Consider the following 23,269-nt stretch of genomic DNA (forward strand, 5'->3'; position numbering starts at 1 on the left):
TACAACCTTTCATCAATATACCCTAAAAGGATATTTGATTCATTTAATTAATCAAGTATCCTCTCCTTATTTCGATCTTTCATAAACGCAAACATTTCTTTAATCTGCCACTCGGTATTTCTAGCGATTGATAAATCAGGTATTTCATGTTCACTAAAAAAATCTATATCTTCTGTTTCAATACTTAGCTTCTTTTCTCCGCCAACAATCTCGCAACCTATAAAAATCTTATATATATGGGTTGCTGATGCGGATGGTTGATGTTTTTCTTTATCGAATATTGCTAATAGCCTAAAATAATCTACTTTATAACCTGTCTCTTCTAATACTTCTTTCGCCGCGACTTCTGTTGGCGTATAACCAATGTCAGCCCATCCACCTGGCAATGCCCATTTCCTATCACTTTTTTCTTTCACAAATAATAGTTTTTCATTTTGAAAAACGACTGCTCTTATATCAACTTTAGGTGTTTGATAGCCTGTCTCACTTGCAAATAACTTCTCTACAACTTCCCAATCTGTCTTTGTGTAATGTGACATCATCGAAATGGAAATATCCCGTAATTGTTGGAAACGCTCTATATCATACACATCCTTAGAATACGTTAAACCCGCTTGAGCTATAGATTGTAATTGTTTTACCCAATCAATCCACTTGACCGTCATGTTTCCACATCTCCATTCTTTATTAAATAAATATTACGTCAATTCAATTGATACATCTTTATTATACAAAAAAAGAGATTGATAGTGTTCCAATCTCTTTCAAAATTAATCCAATTCATGTAAGTGGTCTTGTATATACTTTCTTCTTTTATTTATATATTCATCAATCATATCAGCTTCTTGATCAAATATTTCTAATTTTTCTTTCATATATGGATCTTGTAGTAAATATGGACGAATCGATTCACACAAACCTTCTACTTTCGGCATCATAAACGAAACGGTAAATTGTTCTTCTAATATTTCTTCTAAAATACTTCGGTATTGTTTTCTAAATACAGGTATATCTAACAATCTTGCGCTTAACGTGTTATAACCTTGAATACGAATATATTCATGATTAAGTGGTCTCCCTTGTACATCTCGCCCCCAAGTCGCATCATAATCCCACGGTATCACTTCGAATAAATTTGTTTCATCGTTATGATATAGTGCATAGTTATGAACGAAACCATCAAAGTTTTGTGTGAAAATAACTCCAGCTAACCATCGTAAATATTTATCAACATGCAAAAACTTCCCAATTTCTTTTTCATAAGCTTCCCTCGACAAAGTATTCGCTTGAAATACAAATTCACTCAGCTGTTCTTCACTATTTTCATTCGAATATTTGAATTCATAACCCGCAAAGAGCTCTGTCTTAACATCTTTATCTCTCTCACTCATTAAAGAAAAATTCGCATCATCATCTATCGCATAATAAATAGAACCACTCGGTAATCCTCTATTTTTCAAAAAGTTTTCATCAACTGATTCTAACTGTAAATATACACCTTGAATTTGACCATTAATTTTTATAAATACATGTTGTGACTTTGGTGAAAGTACACCAATATCATGAAAAAAATCTAAAGATAATTTATTTCGTATGAGAGACGGATCCATAAACTCAGAATTCAAATGAAACTCTTTCGCGCCTTGAAATTTTTTCGGTTTATAAAACATAACATGATAAGATTTTTTCTCAAATTCACGAATATGAGCACCACGGTAGACAATATCAATGTCATACTTCTTTTTTCCATATGTTAACTTTGCTGGCACTGGACTATCTGACCAAATGTCTTTTTTCAATTCCACTAAGTACATTGGATGAACAAAAAAATCATATGAAGGCAGCATGTTTTCTCATCCCTTCTCAGTTCTCTTCATTCAATGTATGCACCACGCCTTGTCCATACATCCGCTATCATCCATTTATATAAAATTACACTCTTGTCCTGTTCAGAAAGAAGCCGAATCTCATATCATGTTAAGGAAAAAGAATACCTTTTCAATTTAACACTCGATAAGGAGGATTTCTATGAAACGTGATATTAGAAAAGCTGTTGAAGAAATCAAAAGTGCAGGGATGGAGGATTTCTTACACCAAGATCCAAGTACTTTTGAGTGCGATGATGATAAATTCTCTCATCATCGATGTACAACAGGACGGAAATGTACAACAGGGAATAAATGTCCAAGAACAAGATGTACTCGCGTAAAACATTGTACTTTCGTTACAAAATGTACTCATGTAAAAAAATGGACATTTGTTACAAAATGTACTCGTGTACGCGTTCAAAAATGGACGTTCGTTACGAAAGTGACACGTAGAAAAGAATGCGTTTTAGTTACAAAACGTACTCGCAGAAAACATTGTACTTTCGTTACAAAATGCATACGCTTTGAAAAGAAATGTTTCTGGACAAAACGATGTTTCTGTAAAAAATGCGAATTCTTCCCTCACGGACACGGTCGCTCTTGCGATGATTGTGATCATGGTAAAGACTGTCACGATGACGGGCACAAGTGGAATGATTGCAAAGATTGCAGACACAAGTTTTCTTCTTGCAAGAATAAAAAATTCGATCACTTCTGGTATAAAAAACGTAATTGCTAGTTTTTTATGTCCACCAAAAAAGGTCGCTTTGCGACCTTTTTTACGTTTACTGAAAATGACTTATATCTGCAAATTGTTTTACTTCACCACAATCGTCATCAAACTCAATCACACTAAGACTAGCGCTGTGCATAAATGGATCATCCCATACATTTGCAATTTCAATACCCGCAAAATGTCCTACAAGTAATTTTGCTGCTGCCGCATGAGAAACAATCAATATATTCTCTCCTTTATGTTTTTCTAAAAGAAGCTGCATCCCCTCAATTACTCTTTTATGAACGGCCTCAAAATTTTCTCCTGATGTTGACTGAAAAAGATGTGGCTCATACCAAAACAATTGTATTTCTTCTGGGTATTGCCTCTCTATATCATCGATTGTTTGTCCTTCCCATATACCCATGTTAATTTCATAAAAATGCTCATCCGCTATTATCGGTATATCACGTTCGCCCTTTATTAACTTTGCAGTATGAAGTGTTCTTTCACTCGGACTACTATAGATCGCATGAATAGATAAATCTTTCATTCGGTCACCTAATTGTTTCGCTTGTAGCATACCATTTTCAGTTAAAGCAGAATTTTTCCGCCCTTGCATTCGCTTTGCTACATTCCATTCCGTTTCACCGTGCCTTGTTACATATACAGTTGTTTTCATTACACATTCCCCCTTACCATTTTGGCCGCAATTCCCAAGGTTCTACGCATCCTACAATCCATTCATCACATTTACTTTCAATTCCTTTTATTACCCCATCCGATATTTCTTCATGGGTAAGCCATCTTCCATATGTATCTTCTAATATAAAACCTAATATTATTCTATGATAGCTACATCGCGTACCTCCTATTTTTTTTGCAGGCATACGCGACGCTTTACTACCTAAAATATGAAAAACGCTGTATGTTTCAGACGATGAGTCTACTTCTCTACAAATAAATGATAACGCATCCTTCGCACTTGAGTGTATCCATGCGACAACTAATGTTATTGGGCCATTCCTCTCAATTGTACTTTTAATAGCTAGCTTTACATCGCCATCATTATGATAATCTAACGGAAGGCATGTGATACTTTCTGGTGTAGCACTCTCTCGCTTAACATTTTCTAATTTCACTTCATCTCGTCCAATAACAGACACACGAAATCCTTGATCACAAAGCCACACAGAAACTTTCTTTAACATTCCTGTCCCACCAATTACTAGTGCATGCAACTTCTTCCCCCCTTAGTAAAATGTCATATGAGGTTTCTCTTCCCTATAATAATTAAGTCGGTCTTGCAATGTCCCTGAATGAAATTCAAACTTGTGGCCATCAGGATCAACAAAATATATAGACTCACAATCCCTTACATCCCGTTCTCTTCCTTTTAAAATATGAACATCGTTTTCTTCTAATCGCTGCAGTAGGCATTCAAAGTCTTTCTGTTCAACAGAAAACGCCATATGCGTATAAGATTGATGAATCTCATTTCTCGGAATATGTGTTTCTTCATTAAGCGCTATCCATACTCCACATATATTAAAATATACAAGTTTTCTCCCCTTGACTAATAATTCTCCTTCCAATACTTTCTCGTAAAATGTAATAGATTTTTCTAAATTGGACACTGAAAAACAAAGATGATTGATTCCCTTTAACAACTCTAATTCCTCCTATACAAATAAAAGATGAGCGAAAATTCACTCATCTTTTATTATACTATTTCTTTGTAATATATGCCCATTTATAACTAAAGTCCCCACCAAATGTATGGTTAGCGATACCTTTTACATATGTCTTCTCTAAATAAGCCGTACTTTGCTGATAAGCAGGTGAGATTGCAGCATCTTGACCAATTAAGATTTTTTCAGCTTCCGCAAGTGCTTTCCAGCGTGCTGCATCATCTTTTAATAATTCTCCTTTTGATTTTGCTACTAAATCATCATACTTCGGATTAGAATAATCCATTTCATTAAATGAGCTTCCAGTTACAAACATATCAATATAAGTCATTGGATCTGGATAATCTGGACTCCATGCAGATAATGAGAATTCATATTCAAATTTCTTTTCTAATTCTAGCTTCTGCTTATATGGTTGTTGTTTCAAATTCACCTTTAGACCCGGTAAATTTTTCTCTAACTCTTCTTTAATAAAGTCGCCCACTTTTTTACGGCTACCGTTATCATCATTCAGAAATTCTACTGTAATTGTATCTTGGCCAAGTTCTTTCTTCGCTTCTTCCCATAATTTTTTTGCTTTTTCTGCATTATCTTTACTGTCACGGAAATTTTTATTTACAGAACGGAAATCTTTCCCATCTGGTCCTGTCGTAAATTTTTCAGGTACTAAGAAATATGCTGGTAATGATCCGTCATTTAAAATAACATTCGCAATTCCTTTTTTATCATATGCCAAATCAATTGCTTCACGTACTTTTTGATTTTTAAATGTTGCATTTTTTTGGTTGAAGCGCAAGAAATACATACGTGGATCTAACTTCGTTTTAAATTCATCTGGCTTATTCTTTTTATATTTATCAACAAATTCAGAACTTAAAATAACTCGATCTGCTTGATCACTATCATATAAATTTACTCCCGTGCTCGTTTCCTTCACAATACTTACATTAATTTCTTCTAACTTTACAGTATCTTTATCCCAATAATTAGGGTTTTTCTTTAACTGATAACTTTGTTCATGTTTCCATTGACTCATAGTAAATGGTCCATTGTATAATAATTTATCTGCTTCTAATGCATATTTATCCCCTTGTTCTTTCACATATTTTTCATTTAAAGGGAAAAATGTCGGGAATGAAGTCAGCTCAAGGAAATACGGTGCTGGTTGTTCTAATTCTACTACTAACGTTTTATCATCCTTCGCTTTCACTCCTAATTGATCTAGCGGTAATTCTCCTTTATTTACTTTCTGTGCATTTTTCACATCGAATAAAATAAATGCATACTCAGCAGCCGTTGCTTTATCTAATGCGCGTTGCCATGCATATACAAAGTCTTGCGCTCGAACTGGATCGCCATTAGACCACTTTGCATCTCGTAATTCAAATGTATACGTCGTTTTATCCTCACTAATCTTCACATCTTTTGCCATACCTGGCGTTGGCTTATTATCCTTATCTAAACGATATAGCCCTTCCATTGCATTTACAAAGGCCCGGAATGATACAGAGTCCGTTGATTTTGATGTATCCATTGAAGGAATTTCTGCTGTTTCTAGTAAGTTTAATACTTGCTTATCTGCTATTCCCTTACCTGCTTCTTTCTTTGTTGTAGATGCCTTCTCCCCATTTCCGCAACCTGCAACCAATACACTAGTTGATAATGCAACTGCAGCAATCGTTGTTACCTTTCTCTTCATTCTTCCTTCCCCCAATCTATATGTATAAATGAAAGCCAGTATAGTATAATACATATTATTATACAAAAGATTCAGATTATTTCAAATATTATTTTTTCACACACAAAAAAAGAAGCAGATAGAAAGTTCTTTCCATCCGCTTCTTTTTCTATCACTTTTACTTGCAACCCATCCTCTATTTCAAACGGATTTTGAACCTTGAATATTTCTTCCATCATCTTCAAAAACTCTTCTTCATTTTTAGATTCGCCATTAATCGTAAGGGAGTATGGTTCAATTTCACTCAATTTATAATCAACAATAAATTGAATTGTAACTTTTTGTCTTGGCATTCCTGGACTGTATCCTTGAAATTCTACTAATTCCATACCTTCCGATCCACGATAATATATCCACCCTGAATTTTGAAAATAGCTTTCAAACGATTCACCAATCGAAAAGAATGGATATTCATAAAGCGAACTTGTACGTACTTTTTGTATAATATCTCGATCAGTCGGAAAAAAGAAATGGCTTAAAAGAAGGCTAGCAACTGCTAAAATAGTTACGATTGTTGCGCCCATTTTACTCGTTCCACCACTATCACGGATGAGATAATTTTCAACCGATTCATCTTTAATTCCCCGTGCTTTTATTCGATATATACGCCTTTCTGCAAATTGATAATATAATCCATTCGCAAAAATCCCCATCCCAAATAGAATAAAAACGAGTAATAAAAACGTAAGAGGCACCATATTAATGATTGGCAATGCTACGTTGAACCCCATATAATAAGAAAACGCATCACATGCCACTAATAACAGTATAAATAAAGCAGCAGGTAAATAATACTTACGATATCCAAGCCAACCTACATTGAAAATAGCAGCCAAACCATTCCAGCTCCACCTAGCAATTCGCTTGTTTTCAAGCTCCCATTTTCTTTTGTAATACGGATATTGTCTCCCTACATATACTTCTAATTCTTTGTCTATTAACGAGCTACTTTCCCCTTGTTCATTATGCAAATCTCGTTGACAATTTGCACAATTTAACTGATCATTAGTACAAGGTCGCCCACAATTTATACATTTCAAAACGATCCCTCTTTCCATCCACACTTCATTTTAAAATACCTTCATGTTTCAATAACCACTCTTTCCTCCATAAACCACCCGCATACCCAACAAGCTTTCCACTCTTTCCTATTACACGGTGACATGGAACGATAATTGAAATTGGATTCCGGCTATTTGCTCCTCCTATCGCTCGTACAGCTTTCGTATTGCCGACCTTCTCCGCAATATCTAAATATGAAGCACTTACGCCGTATGGAATAGTATAGAGCGCATCCCATACATTTTTTTGAAATAATGTTCCCTCAGCAGACAACGGAACCGTGAACTCTTTTCTTTTCCCCTTAAAATATTCCTTTAGCTCTTTTATACACTGATCTATCATTTCATTTGTACGTTCTTCTTGTCGTTCATCAACAAATATAACAGACGTAATTCCTTTATCATTCGCTGTAATTTCCAGCAAACCTAATTCACTTTCATAATAAGCCTGATACATATGTCATCCTCCAATTCATTTCATATTAGTCATTGTAACACGAATAGACAAAATTTTTCGTATAAGCGTTTTGTTAGGGAAACAAAAAAGAGAATGATACAATGTAAGAAAATTCAATCAAGGAGGTTATTTGATGCATTCCCAACTTTTTTCACCCTATACAATTAAGGACGTTACACTAAAAAACCGTATCGTTATGTCGCCTATGTGCATGTATTCATCAGAAAACGCGGATGGCCAAGTAACTAATTTTCATCTTGTCCATTATGGAACCAGGGCCGCTGGTCAAGTAGGTCTAGTTATGATTGAAGCAACAGCTGTGTTACCTGAAGGACGAATTTCTAACAAAGACCTAGGCATTTGGGATGACATTCTAATTGAAGGCTTACATAAAACGACAACTTTTATACATGATAACGGTGCAAAAGCAGCCATTCAACTCGCTCATGCCGGAAGAAAGGCTGAATTAGAAACAGACGCTTTCGCTCCCTCAGCAATTCCATTTAGCGACGGAATGAAAATACCAGCAGAAATGAATAAACAGCAAATTAAAGAAACTGTTTCTGCTTTTCAAAAAGCAGCTTTCCGCTCTAAACAAGCAGGATTTGACATTATTGAATTACACGGCGCTCACGGTTATCTTATTAATGAATTTCTTTCTCCGCTTTCCAATAAGCGGACTGATGAATACGGGGGCTCAGCTGAAAATCGCTATCGTTTCTTACGCGAAATCATTGACTCTGTAAATGAAGTTTGGGACGGACCGTTATTTGTTCGTATTTCGGCAAATGATTATCATCCTGACGGGTTAACGGTTCAAGATTATGTACAGTATACAGGATGGATGAAAGAACAGGGGGTAGATTTAATCGATTGTAGTTCTGGTGCTGTTGTACCAGCACATATTGATGTGTATCCTGGGTATCAAGTACAATATGCTAAACATATTAAGGAACATGTTAACATTGCAACAGGCGCAGTAGGATTAATTACAACTGGATCACAAGCAGAGCAAATTTTAAAAACTAACGAGGCAGATTTAATTTTTATCGGACGTGAGTTACTTCGCAATCCATACTTCCCAAGAATAGCCGCCAATGAACTAGGCTTTGAATTACAAGAACCATATCAATACGGGCGAGCACCTGGAAACATTAAAACTAATAAATAAAACCGAGAAGTCATTCTTCTCGGTTTTATTTATTCTATCGTTGTAATTTCATTTGAATTATAAATATGAATACCCGATTCCTCACGTAGCGCCGTTATATACATTCCTTTCGCCACACCTTTAGCTGAAATTGGTTTGTACTTTTTAAAAGCTCCTTTAAATATAAACGGAAGAATACGCGTTAATTTCTCAGCCATTCTTTCTCCAAAACGATATTCTTGTCGATTTCCTACTAATAATGAAGGCCTAAAAATGTGTATGCCACCAATAACTAGCTTTTTCAGCTCCTCTTCCATTTTCCCCTTCACTTGCGAGTAAAAGAAGAATGATTTAGGATTCGCTCCCATTGATGAAATAACAAGAAAATTTTGCACGCCTTGTTTTTCAGCTAAGCAGGCAGCTCGCAATGTATATTCATAATCTACTTTTTTAAAATTCGCCTTCGACTTCGCTTTTTTAATCGTTGTTCCTAAACAACTAAATACATCATCTACTGCAAAAAACTCTTTATATTCCTCTAATACCGAAAAATCCACCTGTTTCTGCTGTAATTTCTCATGTTGTAATTGTAATGGTTCCCTTACAAAAATAGTAACCGAATCGTAGTAATCTGAGTCAAGTAATAGACGCGTTATTTCTTGTCCAACTAATCCACTTGCACCAAGTACTAACGCTGTTCGTTCATTCATATATATACATACCTCTTTATTTACTTTTCTCTCCTTTTGCTGAAAGTCGCTAATAGGAGTTTCCGTTTTATCATTTTATCATAAGTAAAGTACTATGCGTAAGCATAGTGCTTTACTTACTTCTTTTTCTTTTCTTTTTCTTCAACTGGCAATTTCGTAATTGTTGTAGCATCCCCTAAATTACTTATTAGTTTTCTTAAAAAAATTAAAACAAAAGATAACGGCAAAACAACCGCAAGTATTAAAAAGATAGCCTCCATAATGTAACCCAAGCGCTCATCCCCTTTTTTCTGCTCCCTCCCAATATATGAAAGTAACATTGTCACATATGCACCAATCATAAAAATTAATACCTTTCTTTTTGACAGATTTATAACAAAATCAAATCGTAATGATTATTATTTATTGCAACTTTCATAAAGATGTATTATACTAGGTTCGCAAGCTAAAACGTAATTATTCCGTTTTGTATTAAAATGATATTTTTCTTCTATAATTGGGGAAGATATATCCGTAAAAAAAGAAAAGAGGAGAACTTCATGCCTAAAAGATTGACTATATTTTCATTCTTACTTATTTTCACTTTAATTTTTACTGGCTGCTCAAATAAAAAAGAAGATACTGCCAAGAAAGATGGAAAACTAACTGTTTATACAACCATTTTCCCACTTGCTGATTTCGCAAAAAAAATCGGTGGTGATTATGTAAATGTAGAAGCAATTTACCCACCTGGTGCGGATTCTCATACATTTGAACCAAGTCAAAAACAGACTGTACAAATCGCAAAAGCCGATTTATTCGTTTATAACGGTGCAGAATTAGAACCATTTGCCGAAAAAATGGAAAAATCATTAAAAAAAGAAAATGTAAAAGTTGTAAATGCATCTAAAGATATCGAACTTCGTGCTTCATCTGAAGAAGAGCATCACGATCATGGAGACGGTCATAAAGAAGATGAACATCACCATGATAAAGACCCACACGTTTGGATAGATCCTACTCTGGCGATGAAACAAGCAGAAAAAATTAAAAATGCACTTGTAGAATTACAACCTGAACATAAAAAAGAGTTCGAAAAAAACTTCGCAGCACTACAAACAAAATTTACTGATCTAGACGATCAATTTAAGGCTGTTGTTGCAAATGCAAAAACGAAAGAAATATTAGTTTCACACGCAGCTTATGGCTACTGGGAACAACGATACGGTTTAAAACAAATCCCAATCGCTGGAATTTCAGCATCTGATGAACCGTCTCAAAAACAGCTGGCTGACATTACAAAAACAGTAAAAGAGCACGGTCTAAAATATATTTTATTTGAAACATTCTCCACTCCAAAAGTAGCATCAGTGATTCAACAAGAAACTGGCACAAAAATTTTACGGTTAAATCACCTTGCTACTATTTCTGAAGATGATGCTAAGAACAATAAAGATTACTTTACTTTAATGGAAGAAAACGTGAATACTTTAAAAGAAGCAACAAACTAATCAACTATATTTTCTAGGCAGCTGAATATGTCATTCAGCTGCCTTTTTATGTATTTACCCTTGACTTGACCGAAATAACAAGTAAAATTATCCATGTTAGCTTTTAAGCTATAATAATTTAGAAGGTGAGTTGGAACTATGAATCTTCACATTTGTGAAGTAACAGCAAATAATTGGCGTTCAGTTGCTGCTTTAGACGTAGCAAAAGACCAGCAGCAATTTATTGAAAGCAATGCGTTTTCTTTAGCAGAATCATTATATGAAGAAAACGGAACGTCAGTAGGCTTATATGACAAAGAAACACTCGTTGGATACGCAATGTATGGTTGGTATTCCCAAAAGCATGAAAGCGTATGGTTAGATCGTTTTATGATTGATCAGCATTTTCAAGGAAAAGGATATGCAAAACGTTTCCTTCGTTTATTAATCCAATATTTACAACAAAAATTTGAATGTAAAATAATTTATTTAAGTTTACATCCAGACAACAAGCACGCAATGGGACTATATGAGTCATTTGGCTTCCGTTTAAACGGGGATATTGATGAAGAAGGTCCAGTTGTAGGTGTTGTAATGGAGTTACTAATAGATGAAAATACAAGCCTGTGAAAACAGGCTTTTTATTATTTATTTATTTATTTATTAATGTCACATTTTCTATATTTAATTTTTTCTCCCTATGTGCTTCGCTTTTGCAATCTAGTATTATCTCCGTAAAATGCTCATCCGATTGAATTAGATGAATCATTTGATTGTTTAAACGTATTACTAATTCTTCTTCCTCATTTGTAACATCTGAAAATAAACAACTAATAATGTCTCTATCTTCATTTGTTATTTCTCCATATAATTTCACCGTATCTATTCCTGTAATTCCCTGTTCCAAACTATTTGGATACATATATTTCTCCATATATTCTCTGCTCTTTTGATCGTCCATTTGTTGTAGAAAGAATTGAAACGGCATCCCCTTCATCGGCTGTATGTATGCATTTTTCCACGGCATAGTTTTCTTAAATAAATTAAAAAACCACTTATATTGTAATGATTCTGGTTTTGTAATTTCAAATCCAGCTTCTATCATTTTTTCATACACTTTATCTATATTTTCAACATCAATTGCCAATCCGATGAGTCCTCTATGGCCAGCATAATATTTCTGAACCCACTCTTGTACCCAACCACCCCCATCTTTTGTTTTTACTCTTACTAATTCTAAATATTCTTTTCCAATCCATATGTTAGATACTTTAAACCCTTTCGTTCCCTTTCCCCATTTTGGAACATATGGAAGCCCGATAGAATGTACATTTTTAATCGTTTCCTTATTTTCTTGCATCTCTTTATTTACATTTATAACAAGATGATCGATTTTCATATTCTTCCCACCACATTTTTAGTTTTTTAATAGTTTCTCTAACCTATGAATAAATCGAAGTTGCATCTCACATTGTTCATACATATTTTCGAAAATTAGTTTCACATACGCTGGCGCGTTATCTTTTAGTCTTTCTCCTTTCCTCATCTCTTCATAAGTAGATCGTATTTCACTTTTCTGCTCTTCTAAAGCTTCTAAAATCTCCTCTCTCATACTCTCTTCTTCTGACAGAAATGTTAACGCTGTATATAGATGTTTCGGAAACATAACTGAAGTTTTTTGAAACGACTCTTTTAATAACCTTTTAAATTCTTGACTTCCCTTTTCTGTAATACAATATATCGTTTTCGACCGTTTTCCGGTCATTTCAATTGCTTTAACTTGAATGAAATTTTCATTTTCCATTTTTTTTAATGCGTGATAAATAGAAGCTGGGAAAACTTCCGCCCATTTATTACTTTGCACCATATTTAGCGCCTGCTGTATTTCATAACCAGATAGCGACTCTCTTTTAGTAAGCAATCCAAGAATCATTAAACGCACCTTTTCTCCCCCTACCCTAACAAAATACTAAACGTTTAGTATTTTCAGATTATTTTAATACAAATTCCAATTTTAGTAAACAAAAAAAAGCCTGCAATATACGCAGACTTATTTCACACACTCTTGGAAATGTTCTTGGAACCATTCTTTATTAATATTTTTTCCGATAAACACTACTTCACTTACTCGCTCTTCGCCCTCTTGCCACTCTCTATCGTACGAAGCGGCAAACAGTGTATGCACACCTTGGAAAACGATACGTTTATCTACTCCATCAATAGATAAAATTCCTTTGTAACGATATAAATACTCCCCTAGCTCTTGAACGACAGCTGACATCCACTCATTCAGTTTTTGTAAATCTAACGGACGCTCTTCACGAAGTACAAAAGATTTTACACCTTCTAAATGGTTATGTTCTTTATGAGGGTAAATTTGTAACGTATCTTTCGTTTTAAACGTTTGAATTTGTAGTAACGATGGTATATCTACCTCACAGTTAGTCGTCTCGATTAATTTTGCAGTTGGATTAATTCCTTGCAGTTCATGCAAGAGACTTTCCTTTTCACTCTCGTCTATTATATCTAATTTATTTACTAAAACGACATCAGCAAATGCAATTTGTTCTTTTGCTTCTAGTCCCTTTTCAAAATGTTTATGTATATGATAACTATCTACTACTGTTACAACGCCGTTAATTTGGTATGCAGATTGAATAACTGGATCTAAAAAGAACGTTTGAATAATCGGACCTGGGTTCGCAAGACCGGTCGTTTCAATTACTAAACCATCAAAATCCATTTCCCCCTCTGCTTTTACATCCAGTAATTGTTTTAAAGCAACGAGTAAATCTTCACGTACAGTACAACATAAACAACCGTTTGTCATTTCCATAATTTCTTCTTCAACATTCATAATCAATTGATTATCAATACCAATTTGCCCGATTTCATTTACAATTACCGCTAATTTCTTACCGTGATTTTCTGATAAAATACGATTTAATAAAGTCGTTTTCCCTGATCCAAGAAAACCAGTTAATATTGTTACTGGAATCATCCCTTACATCTCCTTATAGCTCTATGTTCCTTCATTATAGCATATAGAGAAAATCGTTTTTGTAGCAAAACATATTTATTGTATGTACAACCGGGTAACTATATAATAGTATGTAGCAAGAAAGCCTTTTCAAAATATTATTCATTCATCAAGGGGGTACATATAATGGAACGAGTTCAAATGGCCGAAACGCTAGAATTTTCTCGTATTATTCAAGGTTTTTGGCGTTTAGCAGAATGGAATATGACAAAGCAAGAGTTACTTTCTTTCATTGAAGCTTGTATGGATATGGGAATTACTACTTTCGATCACGCTGATATTTATGGCGGTTATACGTGTGAAGGATTGTTTGGAGAAGCATTACAACTCAAGCCTTCCTTACGCGAAAACATGCAAATTATCACAAAATGTGGAATCGCTCCCCCATCACCAAAATTTCCAGAGCGATATGTTGCTCACTACAATACGAGTGCCGAACATATTATAAAAAGCGCGGAGGATTCATTACAAAACTTACATACAGATTATATTGATGTATTGCTCATCCATCGCCCTGATCCATTTATGGATCCAAATGAAGTAGCAGAAGCGTTCTCACGCTTAAAGCAAGAAGGCAAAGTTCGTCACTTCGGTGTCTCTAACTTTATCCCTTCACAGTTTAATATGTTAAGTTCGTATCTAGATTTCCCGCTCATTACAAATCAAATTGAAGTATCTGCGATGCAGCTTGAGCATTTTGAAAAAGGTACGATTGATTTATGCCAAGAAAAACGAATCAATCCAATGATTTGGTCACCTCTTGCTGGTGGTGAAATCTTTACTGGTCAATCAGAACGTGCCATACGTGTACGTGAAACTTTACAAAAAGTTGCTACTGAACTAGGTGTTACTAGCATCGATACTGTTATGTATGCATGGTTACTTGCTCATCCAGCTAACATGATGCCAATCGTTGGCTCTGGTAAATTAGATCGTGTAAAAACAGCCGCTCTTGCTACAAAAGTTAACTTAGACCGCCAACAATGGTTTACAATTTTCGAAAGCTCTAATGGACATCCTGTACCATAATACACAAAAAGAAGAGCTGTTTCTTTACAGCTCTTCTTTTTCATATGTATTTCTCGTCATTGCAAATACACACATATCCCTTAATCCATTTCCATCCACCGCTACACTCGCACTTTCTAAAGTCCCCTCTAATTTAAAGCCTAATTTCTCAGGTATCGCCCTACTCTTCTTATTTAGAGAATCGCATCGAATTTCTACACGGTTTGCTTTCAGTTCAGTGAAAGCATAATCTGTTATACCTTTTGCAGCCTCTACCATATAGCCCTTTCCACTAAACCTTGAATCAATCCAATACCCGATTTCAAATTGAGGTATATCCCAATTAATACGATGTAATCCGGCAGATGCAATAAATTCACCTGTTTCTCTCGAAAACACTAGCAATCTCAAATCTTCTCTCTGTAAAAATTGAATATGTGATTTTCTTATACTCTCTTCTATTTCTTCCTCTGTTTGCTCTTTCTGTGCAAAAACCATCCAAGGTTTTAATTCTTGTATTGAAGCTTGAATTGCGTCATATACAACTTTACCATCACCTGGTTTTGGCATTCGAATAAAAAGCCTGTCAGTATAAAATTCAGAAGGAAAATCGAATAATAACGGATTCACTGTAAACACTCCCTATAATTCTTTTATATATAATAATATCCATCTCAAGTTATATAGTAAAGAAATTTCCGAATTTTAATTTTTTTATTCATTCACTTCCATCGCTACACGAACTCCTGATTCAATCGCACCTTGAATCCATCCGTGATATAACGTTGTGTGATCTCCAGCGAAGAATATTCTCCCCTCTGGCTTTACAATAGCTGGTTGTAACTCAGATTCCTGGCCAGCTTGAAATAGTGCAAATCCTCCTAGTGCATATGGATCCAATGTCCAACTTTTTGATATTCCAGAAATGAACTCATCATATACTTGACCACCTAATATTGTCGCTAAGTTTTGTAATGCGTAATAAATACGATCACCCTTTGATAACCCATCCCATAGCAACGCATCATAAGACCATGTATAGCTTCCTAACATCATAGCAGGTCCTTTCTCTCCAATTCCATGACTTGGATAATAGGCGTAACGAATCGGCAAATCCGTTATAATTCTGCCGCCTAATTGCCCTTGTTCCTCCCAAAAACGACTTTTAAACTGAATCCCTATTTTTGTGGCCGGCATATAATGTAATTCACGAATTGCTTTCCATTTCGCATGAGATATAGAATCAAATGGATCTACTTCCACAAAACGCATTGTCGAAAATGGAATCGTCACAATAACTAAATCCCCTGTAATACTACTATATTCAAAAGTTTCCTCATTTCGATAATAGGCTGTTACGCCATTAGCTTGTTGATGAAGCTTCATTAATTTTTGATTATATATAATATTTTCTTCTAATTGTGGTAAAAAAGACTTTGGTAATCTATCGTTTCCACCTACTATTTCGCAAAATCCACTTTCTTCTTGCATAATGTATAAAAAACGTAACGTCTCAGCAAAAGATCTTTCCAAAAAACCTTCTAAGTCTAATAGAACACCGATCATCTCAATTGTTACCGGGGAAAAATACGTATTATATTGATAAGGATGATACTTTAAAAATTGCCCTGTAGAGTACCTCCCAAAATCCTTTACTACAATATCCCAATTCTTCTCTGGGTTCTTTTTTATAAAATTTATAATGGGCTGTACCGCTAACAATAATAGTTCCTCAGACGTTTTCCCGACTTCATTCATCTCGACAGGATATCTTAAAATACTCGGGTCTTTTTCGTATTGTTTCAATGTCGTTTTTCGGCCATTGGCATAAATAATATCTGTGTCATTTCTATTAATAAAAGGGCTAACCTGTAGTCCAAATTTTTTTATATATGCCATTGTTAGCTTATGTGAATACGGGATTCTCATCGCCCCGACATCTAAGTATAATCCGGTATCTTCCATTCTAACCGTCTCTATACGACCACCTACACGATTATTTGCTTCAAAAATCTTCACTTCATGTCCTGCGGCCTTCAGTAAAGATGCCGAAACCAACCCAGCCATACCAGCCCCTACTACAATAATTTGTTTCGGACTTTTCGCCTTCTTCAATCCCTTATCTATAACTTTTAACGTTTCATCCATCTCACTGTTATACATTATATCTTTCTGCACAATTCCACCCCTTACTTCATAAAGTGAAGCTATAATCATTGGGTTTGTTCATACCCACTGATTATTAGTTGAACCAATCGGGCTTTTATGGGCATTAGTGGTTTAGTGCATTTTATTCATAAATCCCCTTAAACATAACGCCATAGCAATTGGAATATTCACTAAAAGTACATAAGGTATAACTCTCACATCTCTTCATGCTTCGTATAATATAGCAACTGCAACGAAGGAGTGGTTGAAAATGAAACAGACTTATGATTACCACGCTACAAAAAAACATCTAGAATTAAAGAAACAACACCTCTGCAAAAAACTTAGTAATATGAAATTATCTGAAAAAGAACGTGAACAAATAAAACTTGAGATTGATAACTACGAATATATATTAAACTTAGTCGAAATGAATCATTATGAACGAGGATTTTCTCGTTAAAAGTGGCTATATTATCATCCTCTTTTTTGTGTGAGCATTTCACTACGCATTTTTCGTAAGTAAATATATAATAGAATGTACATTAAGATTGAGAGGTATATTCTATGATCAAATTAAGTGTATTAGACCAATCACCTATTTCTGATGGCAGCACAGCAGCTGAAGCTTTTTCACATACAGTAACACTTGCACAAGAAGTTGAAAAACTAAGATTTACACGTTTTTGGGTATCCGAGCACCATAATTCTGTAAGCCTAGCAGGCTCAAGTCCAGAAATACTCATTTCACATATTGCAGCAAAAACGAATCGTATTAGAGTTGGTTCGGGTGGTGTTATGTTGCCACACTATAGTCCATATAAGGTTGCCGAGAATTTCCGCGTTTTAGAGGCACTTTATCCAAACCGTATTGACCTTGGTGTTGGTAGAGCGCCTGGTGGTATGCCAATAGCAACTCGCGCACTTCAAGAAGGTAAAATGGTCTCACTTGATCAATATCCAGAACAAATTGCAGATGTTGCTATGTACTTACATGATCAAGTACCAGAAAACCATCATTATGCAAATTTAAAGGCTACTCCAGTTATCACAACATCTCCTGAAATGTGGATGCTTGGTTCTAGCGGGGAAAGTGCAATGATTGCCGCAAAGCAAGGCGCTTCTTTTGCATTTGCACAGTTCATTAACGGATACGGTGGCCCTGAAGTAATGAAGGCTTATCAAGAGCAATTCCAACCTTCCTATTTAGGTGATAAACCAAAATCAATCGTCTCTATTTTTGTTATTTGCGGAGAAACAAACGAAGAAGCGGAGAATATAGCATCAAGCCTTGATTTATCGATTTTACTATTAGAACAAGGAAAACGGACTACTGGAACCCCTTCTATCGAAACTGCTCAAAATTATTCGTATAGTGCTTATGACCTATTTCGTATTAAAGAAAATCGTCAACGTATGATCGTCGGCGATCCGTCTTCTGTAAAAGAAAAAATATTAAACTTAAGCAAAGCATACAATGCTGAAGAATTTATGATTGTCACAATCACTCATCAATTTGAAGATAAATTAAACTCTTATCGCCTATTGGCAGACGCTTTTAATTTATAATAACGAAAAGGAGATGCATCACATATGATGCATCTCCCTTTCTTACTACCAATCAATTGTTTTTGCTTCCTATATATTCAATAGCTTCTTTTAATAACTCCTCAAAATTCTCAGGATAATCATGATTTAAGTTAGGCACAACTTTATACTTATGTTCTATATTTTTACCCTTTAATAACTGTACAAGTTGCTGCGTACCTTCAAAACAATCTTCATCTTGATCCCCGCATATTATATATCCTTTTATGCTTTTATCATGTAATATTCCAAACATGTCTTCCCATTCTTCAATTTCCGGGAGCCACGGTGCCACAAAAATAAAACCGTTCACTTTTATTTCACCTTGCGAAATGGAGTGTAACGCTACTCTTGCCCCAGCAGAAAATCCACCAATGATAATGTTTTCAAATGTATTACTCAACATAATCTTATTGTAATGTCCTTTTAACTCTTCTCTTCCTCTTTCGACATTATCCCAAACATATCCATCTGAAAATTGAGTTTGAGACGATTGAGGCAACATTAACATATAATCTTGTTCCAAAGCTGAATGCCAATAAGGTTCTACTATTTTTATATTTTCTTGATCCCCATGCATTGTTATTAATAGATTTTCATTTTGTTTGCTGTATTTATATTTCACGTCTGCTTGTTCCGATTTCTTTGCTAATTCTTCTCTTTCTTTACATAATTGAACCATTCTATGAAACTCTTCAAATTTATGTAATGGTTTTAAATCATCATCGGAAATTAAATACTCACTTCCGTACCAAAACTCATTTTCTATAATTGCTTTCTTCATTAAATGCAACGCTTCTTCTTCAAGTCCTGCTGCACTTGCTAGCGCATATTTAAAGTTATATATTTGTGCTTCATTACCCACTACACCTTTAGCATGCTCCATTATATAAGTGTACGCTTCAAAACTTCCTTTTTTTGCATAACAATCTAGCGTTTCATTTAATAATTGAATATAAGTCATACTATTTTTCATATAGAAATCCCCCGTAACCTTTTATAATAATTTTTTCTCCAATCATCCTATCATTCTAGGGTCACGGTATAAGTAGTAAAATTCTACAATTCAACTTAACAATACCTGATTCTCAGAATGATATTTAATAATTAATGTATGTATACGCATAATACACCACTCCTTCCTATCCACTAGTTATAGTATAAAATTAAATAGACTGAAAAATCAATGTTTTAAAAAAACAAAAAAAAGACAACAATATATTATTGTTGTTCTCATAACATCTATCCGGTATTCTTTTTTTTCTTATCTGGTTTACTTGAAACTAAATAATGCTTTTCTGAAATATATAAATCTCTTTTTAATATACGATTTAAATATGGTCCTAGCTTCATTCCACATATGAGGCGATCTTCGCTACCTTCAACAATTGGGAACATTTCTTTTTCTGTTACATATTGATCAACGGCCTTTTGTACGACATCAATTTCTTTAACTAGGTTTAAATTTTCTTCTGTATGCTCAAATACCTCAAGCGTTTCCTTCGTAATAAGAAAAAAGTTGGTTGGAAATGCAGGTAAATAGGGCTTTAATAAATCATAATTTACTGTGTAATCATCATTTACTAATACTGTATAAACGATATTAGCATTCGTTTCTAGAAACTTAGCCATCGCTTGTTCTAATTCGTCTTTCGTAATTTCCCGCTCTTCTTTTCCAGTTCTGAAAAAGCGAAACATCCCATCGCCTCCTTTTTACTATATTATAGCATAAAAGGAAACTGAAAAATCATAAAAAACTCTATTGAAAGAATTTTTCAATAGAGTTTTTCTTTAATCCATTTATGTTTATTTTAAGAATGCACTTAACATCCACACATGTTGTTCTAATGTCGTATGAATTGCTAATAGCATATCAGCAGATGTTTCATCACCAGCTTCATCCGCTACTTCCATACCTTCTTTCAATTCTTGAATGAGTGCAGAAAAATCATTTACTAAAGTTTGTACCATTTCTTCTGCAGGCTCTTCGCTTGTCCCTTCACTCACAGTAGAAGTTGCTAGATATTCTTTCATTGTCGCTAACGGTTTTCCTTCTAGCGCTAAAATACGTTCTGCTAGCTCATCAATGTAAGTCCCTGCTTCATTATAAAACTCTTCAAATTTCTCATGTAATGTAAAGAAGTGTGGTCCTGTCACATACCAGTGATAATTATGCAGTTTCACATATAACACATTCCAGTTTGCTACCTGCTTGTTTAATACTTCAACAACATTTGTTTTCGTACTCATACAATCCACTCCTCTTAGCATTTTTATAATTATTATCTTTTAATAACCCAATTACATTTTACCATACATTTCCTGTTTTTTTGAATGAACAGCTTATATGTAACAAAGTTTTAACAACCTTAATATTTCCCTAATATCATATAATTCATGTATTCTTTCAACTACTTCATATGTCTAATTGTCCAAGCTCACACATATGCATAATAGTAAGTCAAGCTCATCATAGAAGAAAGAGGGATAACATGGACAATCAACAATGGCAAGTAGCAAAGAAAGTCGCTGCTACTTATATCGGAACTGTCGTTGGAGCTGGATTTGCTACTGGGCGAGAAATTGTTGAATTTTTTACAGTGAACGGATTTTACGGAACCATCGGCATATGTATAAGTGGATTTTTTTTTATTTGGCTCGGCACAAAGATGATGTTACTTTCATCACAAATAGGGGCATTTTCAGCTCAAGAATTTAACAAATATTTATTTGGGGATGTATTTGGAAATGTCGTAAACACATTACTATTACTCGTATTATTTGGTGTAACAAGCGTTATGTTATCAGGGGCCGGTGCAGTATTTGAAGAACAACTCCGCCTCCCGAGACAACTTGGTATTTTCATCACAGTCATCGCCTGTCTCATTATTGGGAGCCGGGGATTACAAGGTGTTTTTGAAGTAAATACACTTGTCGTACCTATAATGATGATCTTTATTATTGGACTCGCTATCACAACCTTTATTCATGGTACAACTCCTCTTATTAACACCGTTCCTACAGAAAGTTGGAATATGAAATGGATTACTAGCCCGATTACATATGTTGCATTAAATCTTTCACTCGCCCAAAGTGTTCTCGTCCCATTAGCCAGTGAAGTAAAAGACCGAAAAGCTATTTTATGGGGTGGTATTTTAGGAGGCGCAGGGCTTTGCTTCATTTTATTATGTAGCCATTTAGCAATATTATCAGTTGAACAATTTTATCAATACAACATCCCAATGGCTGAAGTTGTAAGAAGATTTAATGCCACTTTCCACTTTTTCTTTGTTCTTATCATTTTTGGTGAAGTGTTCACAACATTAGTTGGGAATATATTCGGAATGACAAAACAAATGCAATCCATTACAGGATGGAAAAGTCATAACATTATTTACTTCATATTACTAATTAGTTATTGCTTTAGTTACATCGGATATAGCCAATTGCTTCATATTCTATATCCGATTATCGGTTGGGTAAGCATCATTTTACTACCGATTATTGCTTTTAAACAACTTCAAAAAACATGAAAAAGCATCCGTTTATACGGATGCTTTTTCATGTTCATTCACACTCTTCACATACTTCCCAATACGGCCCCATTTCTACTGCAAGATATGGCTTTAATTGCAAACGAATCATTCGACTTGGCATACGTTCTAATACGAATTGAATGCCTTCTTCCTCTTCATCTAACTCAACTTTTGAAATAGCAATTCTTTGCATTGTAGTAATGGGGCTTCCATCTTTATATAAAGTGATTTTCACCTCATCATATTCATTAAAATACAATTCAACATTCATTTGCTTTTTTAACATTTCATCAACAATTTCATAATTATCATTTTGTTCCTGGATTATATATTTCCAGCCGCCTCTATCCAATTCTATCGGAGCAGCTTGGAATAATGTCATCAAATCCTCGTATAGCATAAGATAACCCCTCTCTTACTAAAAAACGATGAGTATTTTATATACCCTTTATCTCTATCACTATCCATGTTTATTGTACCATATTTCACGAATCTTACCGCATTCATTTGCTTTATAAACACATACAAAACATATAGTATTTTTGATTCATTTTCTACTCACTAGTACGTCCCTTTACTGATAACTTATCACTTTCCTTATTTCCTTCACACTACTTATAAATCTAAAAATTTCACACAAAAGAAGAGTGATTTATATCACTCTCCTCAAAAGACTTTTCCTGTGGCTACTAATGCTAATACTATAATTAAACTGACAAATAATAGTGAGACAATTAAACTAAAAATCGGTAATATTTTCTTTTCATTCTTCTTAGATAATAATCTCAAACTAAGAATGATATTTAATGGGACAAATATAAAATAAAAATATTTAATGATTTGTAATGAACTATTTGAAAGTGTTTTAAATATAAACACTTCAATTACAAAAGCAGCAAAGAATAAAATACTTAACCAAAACGAGACATAACTAAGCCAAGAATGTCTTTTCGTTCCCCAATACACTCCCATAATAATCTCCTTTATATGTAATCTATACAATATTCATTATACACACACTTAACAAATCCCTCTATTTTTCGACAAATATTAAATAAAATAAAGCTTTAATTATTGAATCCCCCCGTTCC

The 23,269-nt window shown here is 34.4% G+C and carries 28 protein-coding genes; 8 read left to right on the top strand and 20 right to left on the bottom strand.

What is annotated here, in order from left to right; genetic code table 11:
• Window positions 1-47 precede the first annotated feature (47 nt).
• Together ACP6L7_RS02280 and cotH are read right to left on the bottom strand one after the other, a co-directional pair.
• Window positions 48-665 carry an NUDIX hydrolase gene (locus ACP6L7_RS02280; RefSeq protein ID WP_097829729.1) on the bottom strand — a complete coding sequence of 206 codons (618 nt, stop codon included), beginning with the start codon at window positions 663-665 and terminating at the stop codon, window positions 48-50.
• Between the two features lie 105 nt (window positions 666-770).
• Window positions 771-1,847, bottom strand: a complete 1,077-nt coding sequence (gene cotH, locus ACP6L7_RS02285) for a spore coat protein CotH (RefSeq protein WP_097829730.1) — start codon at window positions 1,845-1,847, stop codon at window positions 771-773.
• A 181-nt stretch (window positions 1,848-2,028) separates the two neighbouring features.
• Between cotH and exsB the strand changes: the two genes are divergently transcribed.
• A complete protein-coding gene (gene exsB, locus ACP6L7_RS02290; RefSeq protein ID WP_097829731.1) occupies window positions 2,029-2,607 on the top strand; it encodes an exosporium protein ExsB in 579 nt (192 codons plus the stop codon).
• A gap of 46 nt (window positions 2,608-2,653) precedes the next feature.
• Here exsB and ACP6L7_RS02295 read toward each other — a convergent pair whose 3' ends face one another.
• The 6 genes from ACP6L7_RS02295 to ACP6L7_RS02320 all read right to left on the bottom strand — a co-directional run bounded on the left by ACP6L7_RS02295 (window position 2,654) and on the right by ACP6L7_RS02320 (window position 7,530).
• A complete protein-coding gene (locus ACP6L7_RS02295) occupies window positions 2,654-3,265 on the bottom strand; it encodes a phosphoserine phosphatase 1 (protein ID WP_097829732.1) in 612 nt (203 codons plus the stop codon).
• Window positions 3,266-3,278: 13 nt separating this feature from the next.
• The gene (locus ACP6L7_RS02300) at window positions 3,279-3,824 is read right to left on the bottom strand and encodes a short-chain dehydrogenase (protein ID WP_430528882.1); all 546 of its coding nucleotides are present in this window, start codon (window positions 3,822-3,824) and stop codon (window positions 3,279-3,281) included.
• A gap of 12 nt (window positions 3,825-3,836) precedes the next feature.
• On the bottom strand, window positions 3,837-4,253 hold the full coding sequence (gene fosB, locus ACP6L7_RS02305) for a FosBx1 family fosfomycin resistance bacillithiol transferase (protein ID WP_097829734.1): 417 nt from the start codon (window positions 4,251-4,253) through the stop codon (window positions 3,837-3,839).
• 58 nt (window positions 4,254-4,311) lie between these two features.
• Window positions 4,312-5,973, bottom strand: coding sequence for a peptide ABC transporter substrate-binding protein (locus ACP6L7_RS02310; RefSeq protein WP_097829735.1), 1,662 nt, complete (start codon window positions 5,971-5,973; stop codon window positions 4,312-4,314).
• Window positions 5,974-6,044: 71 nt separating this feature from the next.
• Window positions 6,045-7,052 (bottom strand): DUF2628 domain-containing protein, encoded by a 1,008-nt coding sequence (locus tag ACP6L7_RS02315; RefSeq protein ID WP_141533545.1) that lies wholly within the window; start codon window positions 7,050-7,052, stop codon window positions 6,045-6,047.
• A 25-nt stretch (window positions 7,053-7,077) separates the two neighbouring features.
• Window positions 7,078-7,530: a methylated-DNA--[protein]-cysteine S-methyltransferase gene (locus ACP6L7_RS02320; RefSeq protein ID WP_097829737.1), complete on the bottom strand. Its 453-nt coding sequence runs from the start codon at window positions 7,528-7,530 to the stop codon at window positions 7,078-7,080.
• Window positions 7,531-7,663: 133 nt separating this feature from the next.
• Between ACP6L7_RS02320 and namA the strand changes: the two genes are divergently transcribed.
• On the top strand, window positions 7,664-8,701 hold the full coding sequence (namA, locus tag ACP6L7_RS02325; RefSeq protein ID WP_097829738.1) for an NADPH dehydrogenase NamA: 1,038 nt from the start codon (window positions 7,664-7,666) through the stop codon (window positions 8,699-8,701).
• A gap of 29 nt (window positions 8,702-8,730) precedes the next feature.
• Here namA and ACP6L7_RS02330 read toward each other — a convergent pair whose 3' ends face one another.
• Together ACP6L7_RS02330 and ACP6L7_RS02335 are read right to left on the bottom strand one after the other, a co-directional pair.
• Window positions 8,731-9,390: an oxidoreductase gene (locus tag ACP6L7_RS02330; protein ID WP_097829739.1), complete on the bottom strand. Its 660-nt coding sequence runs from the start codon at window positions 9,388-9,390 to the stop codon at window positions 8,731-8,733.
• 116 nt (window positions 9,391-9,506) lie between these two features.
• On the bottom strand, window positions 9,507-9,731 hold the full coding sequence (locus ACP6L7_RS02335; RefSeq protein ID WP_097829740.1) for a hypothetical protein: 225 nt from the start codon (window positions 9,729-9,731) through the stop codon (window positions 9,507-9,509).
• 198 nt (window positions 9,732-9,929) lie between these two features.
• Here ACP6L7_RS02335 and ACP6L7_RS02340 point away from each other — a divergent pair, with 198 nt between their 5' ends.
• Together ACP6L7_RS02340 and ACP6L7_RS02345 are read left to right on the top strand one after the other, a co-directional pair.
• Window positions 9,930-10,880, top strand: coding sequence for a metal ABC transporter substrate-binding protein (locus ACP6L7_RS02340; protein WP_097829741.1), 951 nt, complete (start codon window positions 9,930-9,932; stop codon window positions 10,878-10,880).
• Window positions 10,881-11,018: 138 nt separating this feature from the next.
• Window positions 11,019-11,489 (top strand): GNAT family N-acetyltransferase, encoded by a 471-nt coding sequence (locus ACP6L7_RS02345; RefSeq protein ID WP_097829742.1) that lies wholly within the window; start codon window positions 11,019-11,021, stop codon window positions 11,487-11,489.
• 22 nt (window positions 11,490-11,511) lie between these two features.
• Here ACP6L7_RS02345 and ACP6L7_RS02350 read toward each other — a convergent pair whose 3' ends face one another.
• From ACP6L7_RS02350 to ACP6L7_RS02360, 3 genes are all read right to left on the bottom strand, one after another.
• Window positions 11,512-12,258: a VOC family protein gene (locus ACP6L7_RS02350; protein WP_097829743.1), complete on the bottom strand. Its 747-nt coding sequence runs from the start codon at window positions 12,256-12,258 to the stop codon at window positions 11,512-11,514.
• Window positions 12,259-12,276: 18 nt separating this feature from the next.
• Window positions 12,277-12,801, bottom strand: coding sequence for a PadR family transcriptional regulator (locus ACP6L7_RS02355; RefSeq protein WP_097829744.1), 525 nt, complete (start codon window positions 12,799-12,801; stop codon window positions 12,277-12,279).
• A 108-nt stretch (window positions 12,802-12,909) separates the two neighbouring features.
• Window positions 12,910-13,860: a CobW family GTP-binding protein gene (locus ACP6L7_RS02360; RefSeq protein WP_097829745.1), complete on the bottom strand. Its 951-nt coding sequence runs from the start codon at window positions 13,858-13,860 to the stop codon at window positions 12,910-12,912.
• Between the two features lie 165 nt (window positions 13,861-14,025).
• Between ACP6L7_RS02360 and ACP6L7_RS02365 the strand changes: the two genes are divergently transcribed.
• Window positions 14,026-14,928 (top strand): aldo/keto reductase, encoded by a 903-nt coding sequence (locus tag ACP6L7_RS02365; protein WP_097829746.1) that lies wholly within the window; start codon window positions 14,026-14,028, stop codon window positions 14,926-14,928.
• Between the two features lie 24 nt (window positions 14,929-14,952).
• Here the strand turns inward: ACP6L7_RS02365 and ACP6L7_RS02370 are convergent, their stop codons facing one another.
• Window positions 14,953-15,537, bottom strand: coding sequence for a GNAT family N-acetyltransferase (locus tag ACP6L7_RS02370; RefSeq protein WP_097829747.1), 585 nt, complete (start codon window positions 15,535-15,537; stop codon window positions 14,953-14,955).
• Between the two features lie 84 nt (window positions 15,538-15,621).
• Window positions 15,622-17,085, bottom strand: a complete 1,464-nt coding sequence (locus ACP6L7_RS02375; RefSeq protein ID WP_141533546.1) for a flavin monoamine oxidase family protein — start codon at window positions 17,083-17,085, stop codon at window positions 15,622-15,624.
• Window positions 17,086-17,326: 241 nt separating this feature from the next.
• Between ACP6L7_RS02375 and ACP6L7_RS02380 the strand changes: the two genes are divergently transcribed.
• Window positions 17,327-17,518, top strand: coding sequence for a DUF3896 family protein (locus ACP6L7_RS02380; RefSeq protein ID WP_071769946.1), 192 nt, complete (start codon window positions 17,327-17,329; stop codon window positions 17,516-17,518).
• Between the two features lie 104 nt (window positions 17,519-17,622).
• On the top strand, window positions 17,623-18,624 hold the full coding sequence (locus ACP6L7_RS02385) for an LLM class flavin-dependent oxidoreductase (protein ID WP_097829748.1): 1,002 nt from the start codon (window positions 17,623-17,625) through the stop codon (window positions 18,622-18,624).
• A 52-nt stretch (window positions 18,625-18,676) separates the two neighbouring features.
• On the opposite strand, the gene ACP6L7_RS02390 is transcribed toward ACP6L7_RS02385, so the two are convergent.
• The 3 genes from ACP6L7_RS02390 to ACP6L7_RS02400 form a co-directional block, all read right to left on the bottom strand.
• Window positions 18,677-19,618, bottom strand: coding sequence for an alpha/beta hydrolase (locus ACP6L7_RS02390; protein ID WP_097829749.1), 942 nt, complete (start codon window positions 19,616-19,618; stop codon window positions 18,677-18,679).
• A 266-nt stretch (window positions 19,619-19,884) separates the two neighbouring features.
• The gene (locus ACP6L7_RS02395; RefSeq protein ID WP_097829750.1) at window positions 19,885-20,340 is read right to left on the bottom strand and encodes a DUF3939 domain-containing protein; all 456 of its coding nucleotides are present in this window, start codon (window positions 20,338-20,340) and stop codon (window positions 19,885-19,887) included.
• Between the two features lie 108 nt (window positions 20,341-20,448).
• The gene (locus tag ACP6L7_RS02400) at window positions 20,449-20,892 is read right to left on the bottom strand and encodes a Dps family protein (RefSeq protein ID WP_097829751.1); all 444 of its coding nucleotides are present in this window, start codon (window positions 20,890-20,892) and stop codon (window positions 20,449-20,451) included.
• A gap of 242 nt (window positions 20,893-21,134) precedes the next feature.
• Here ACP6L7_RS02400 and ACP6L7_RS02405 point away from each other — a divergent pair, with 242 nt between their 5' ends.
• Entirely contained in the window at window positions 21,135-22,175 is a 1,041-nt protein-coding gene (locus tag ACP6L7_RS02405; RefSeq protein WP_002075563.1) for a YkvI family membrane protein, read from the top strand.
• 34 nt (window positions 22,176-22,209) lie between these two features.
• On the opposite strand, the gene ACP6L7_RS02410 is transcribed toward ACP6L7_RS02405, so the two are convergent.
• Window positions 22,210-22,578 (bottom strand): DUF3979 family protein, encoded by a 369-nt coding sequence (locus ACP6L7_RS02410; RefSeq protein WP_016129214.1) that lies wholly within the window; start codon window positions 22,576-22,578, stop codon window positions 22,210-22,212.
• Between the two features lie 266 nt (window positions 22,579-22,844).
• On the bottom strand, window positions 22,845-23,150 hold the full coding sequence (locus tag ACP6L7_RS02415; protein WP_097829752.1) for a hypothetical protein: 306 nt from the start codon (window positions 23,148-23,150) through the stop codon (window positions 22,845-22,847).
• Between the last annotated feature and the right edge of the window lie 119 nt (window positions 23,151-23,269).

It is taken from the genome of Bacillus silvicola, from assembly GCF_050524305.1.
GTDB lineage: Bacteria > Bacillota > Bacilli > Bacillales > Bacillaceae_G > Bacillus_A > Bacillus_A cereus_AT.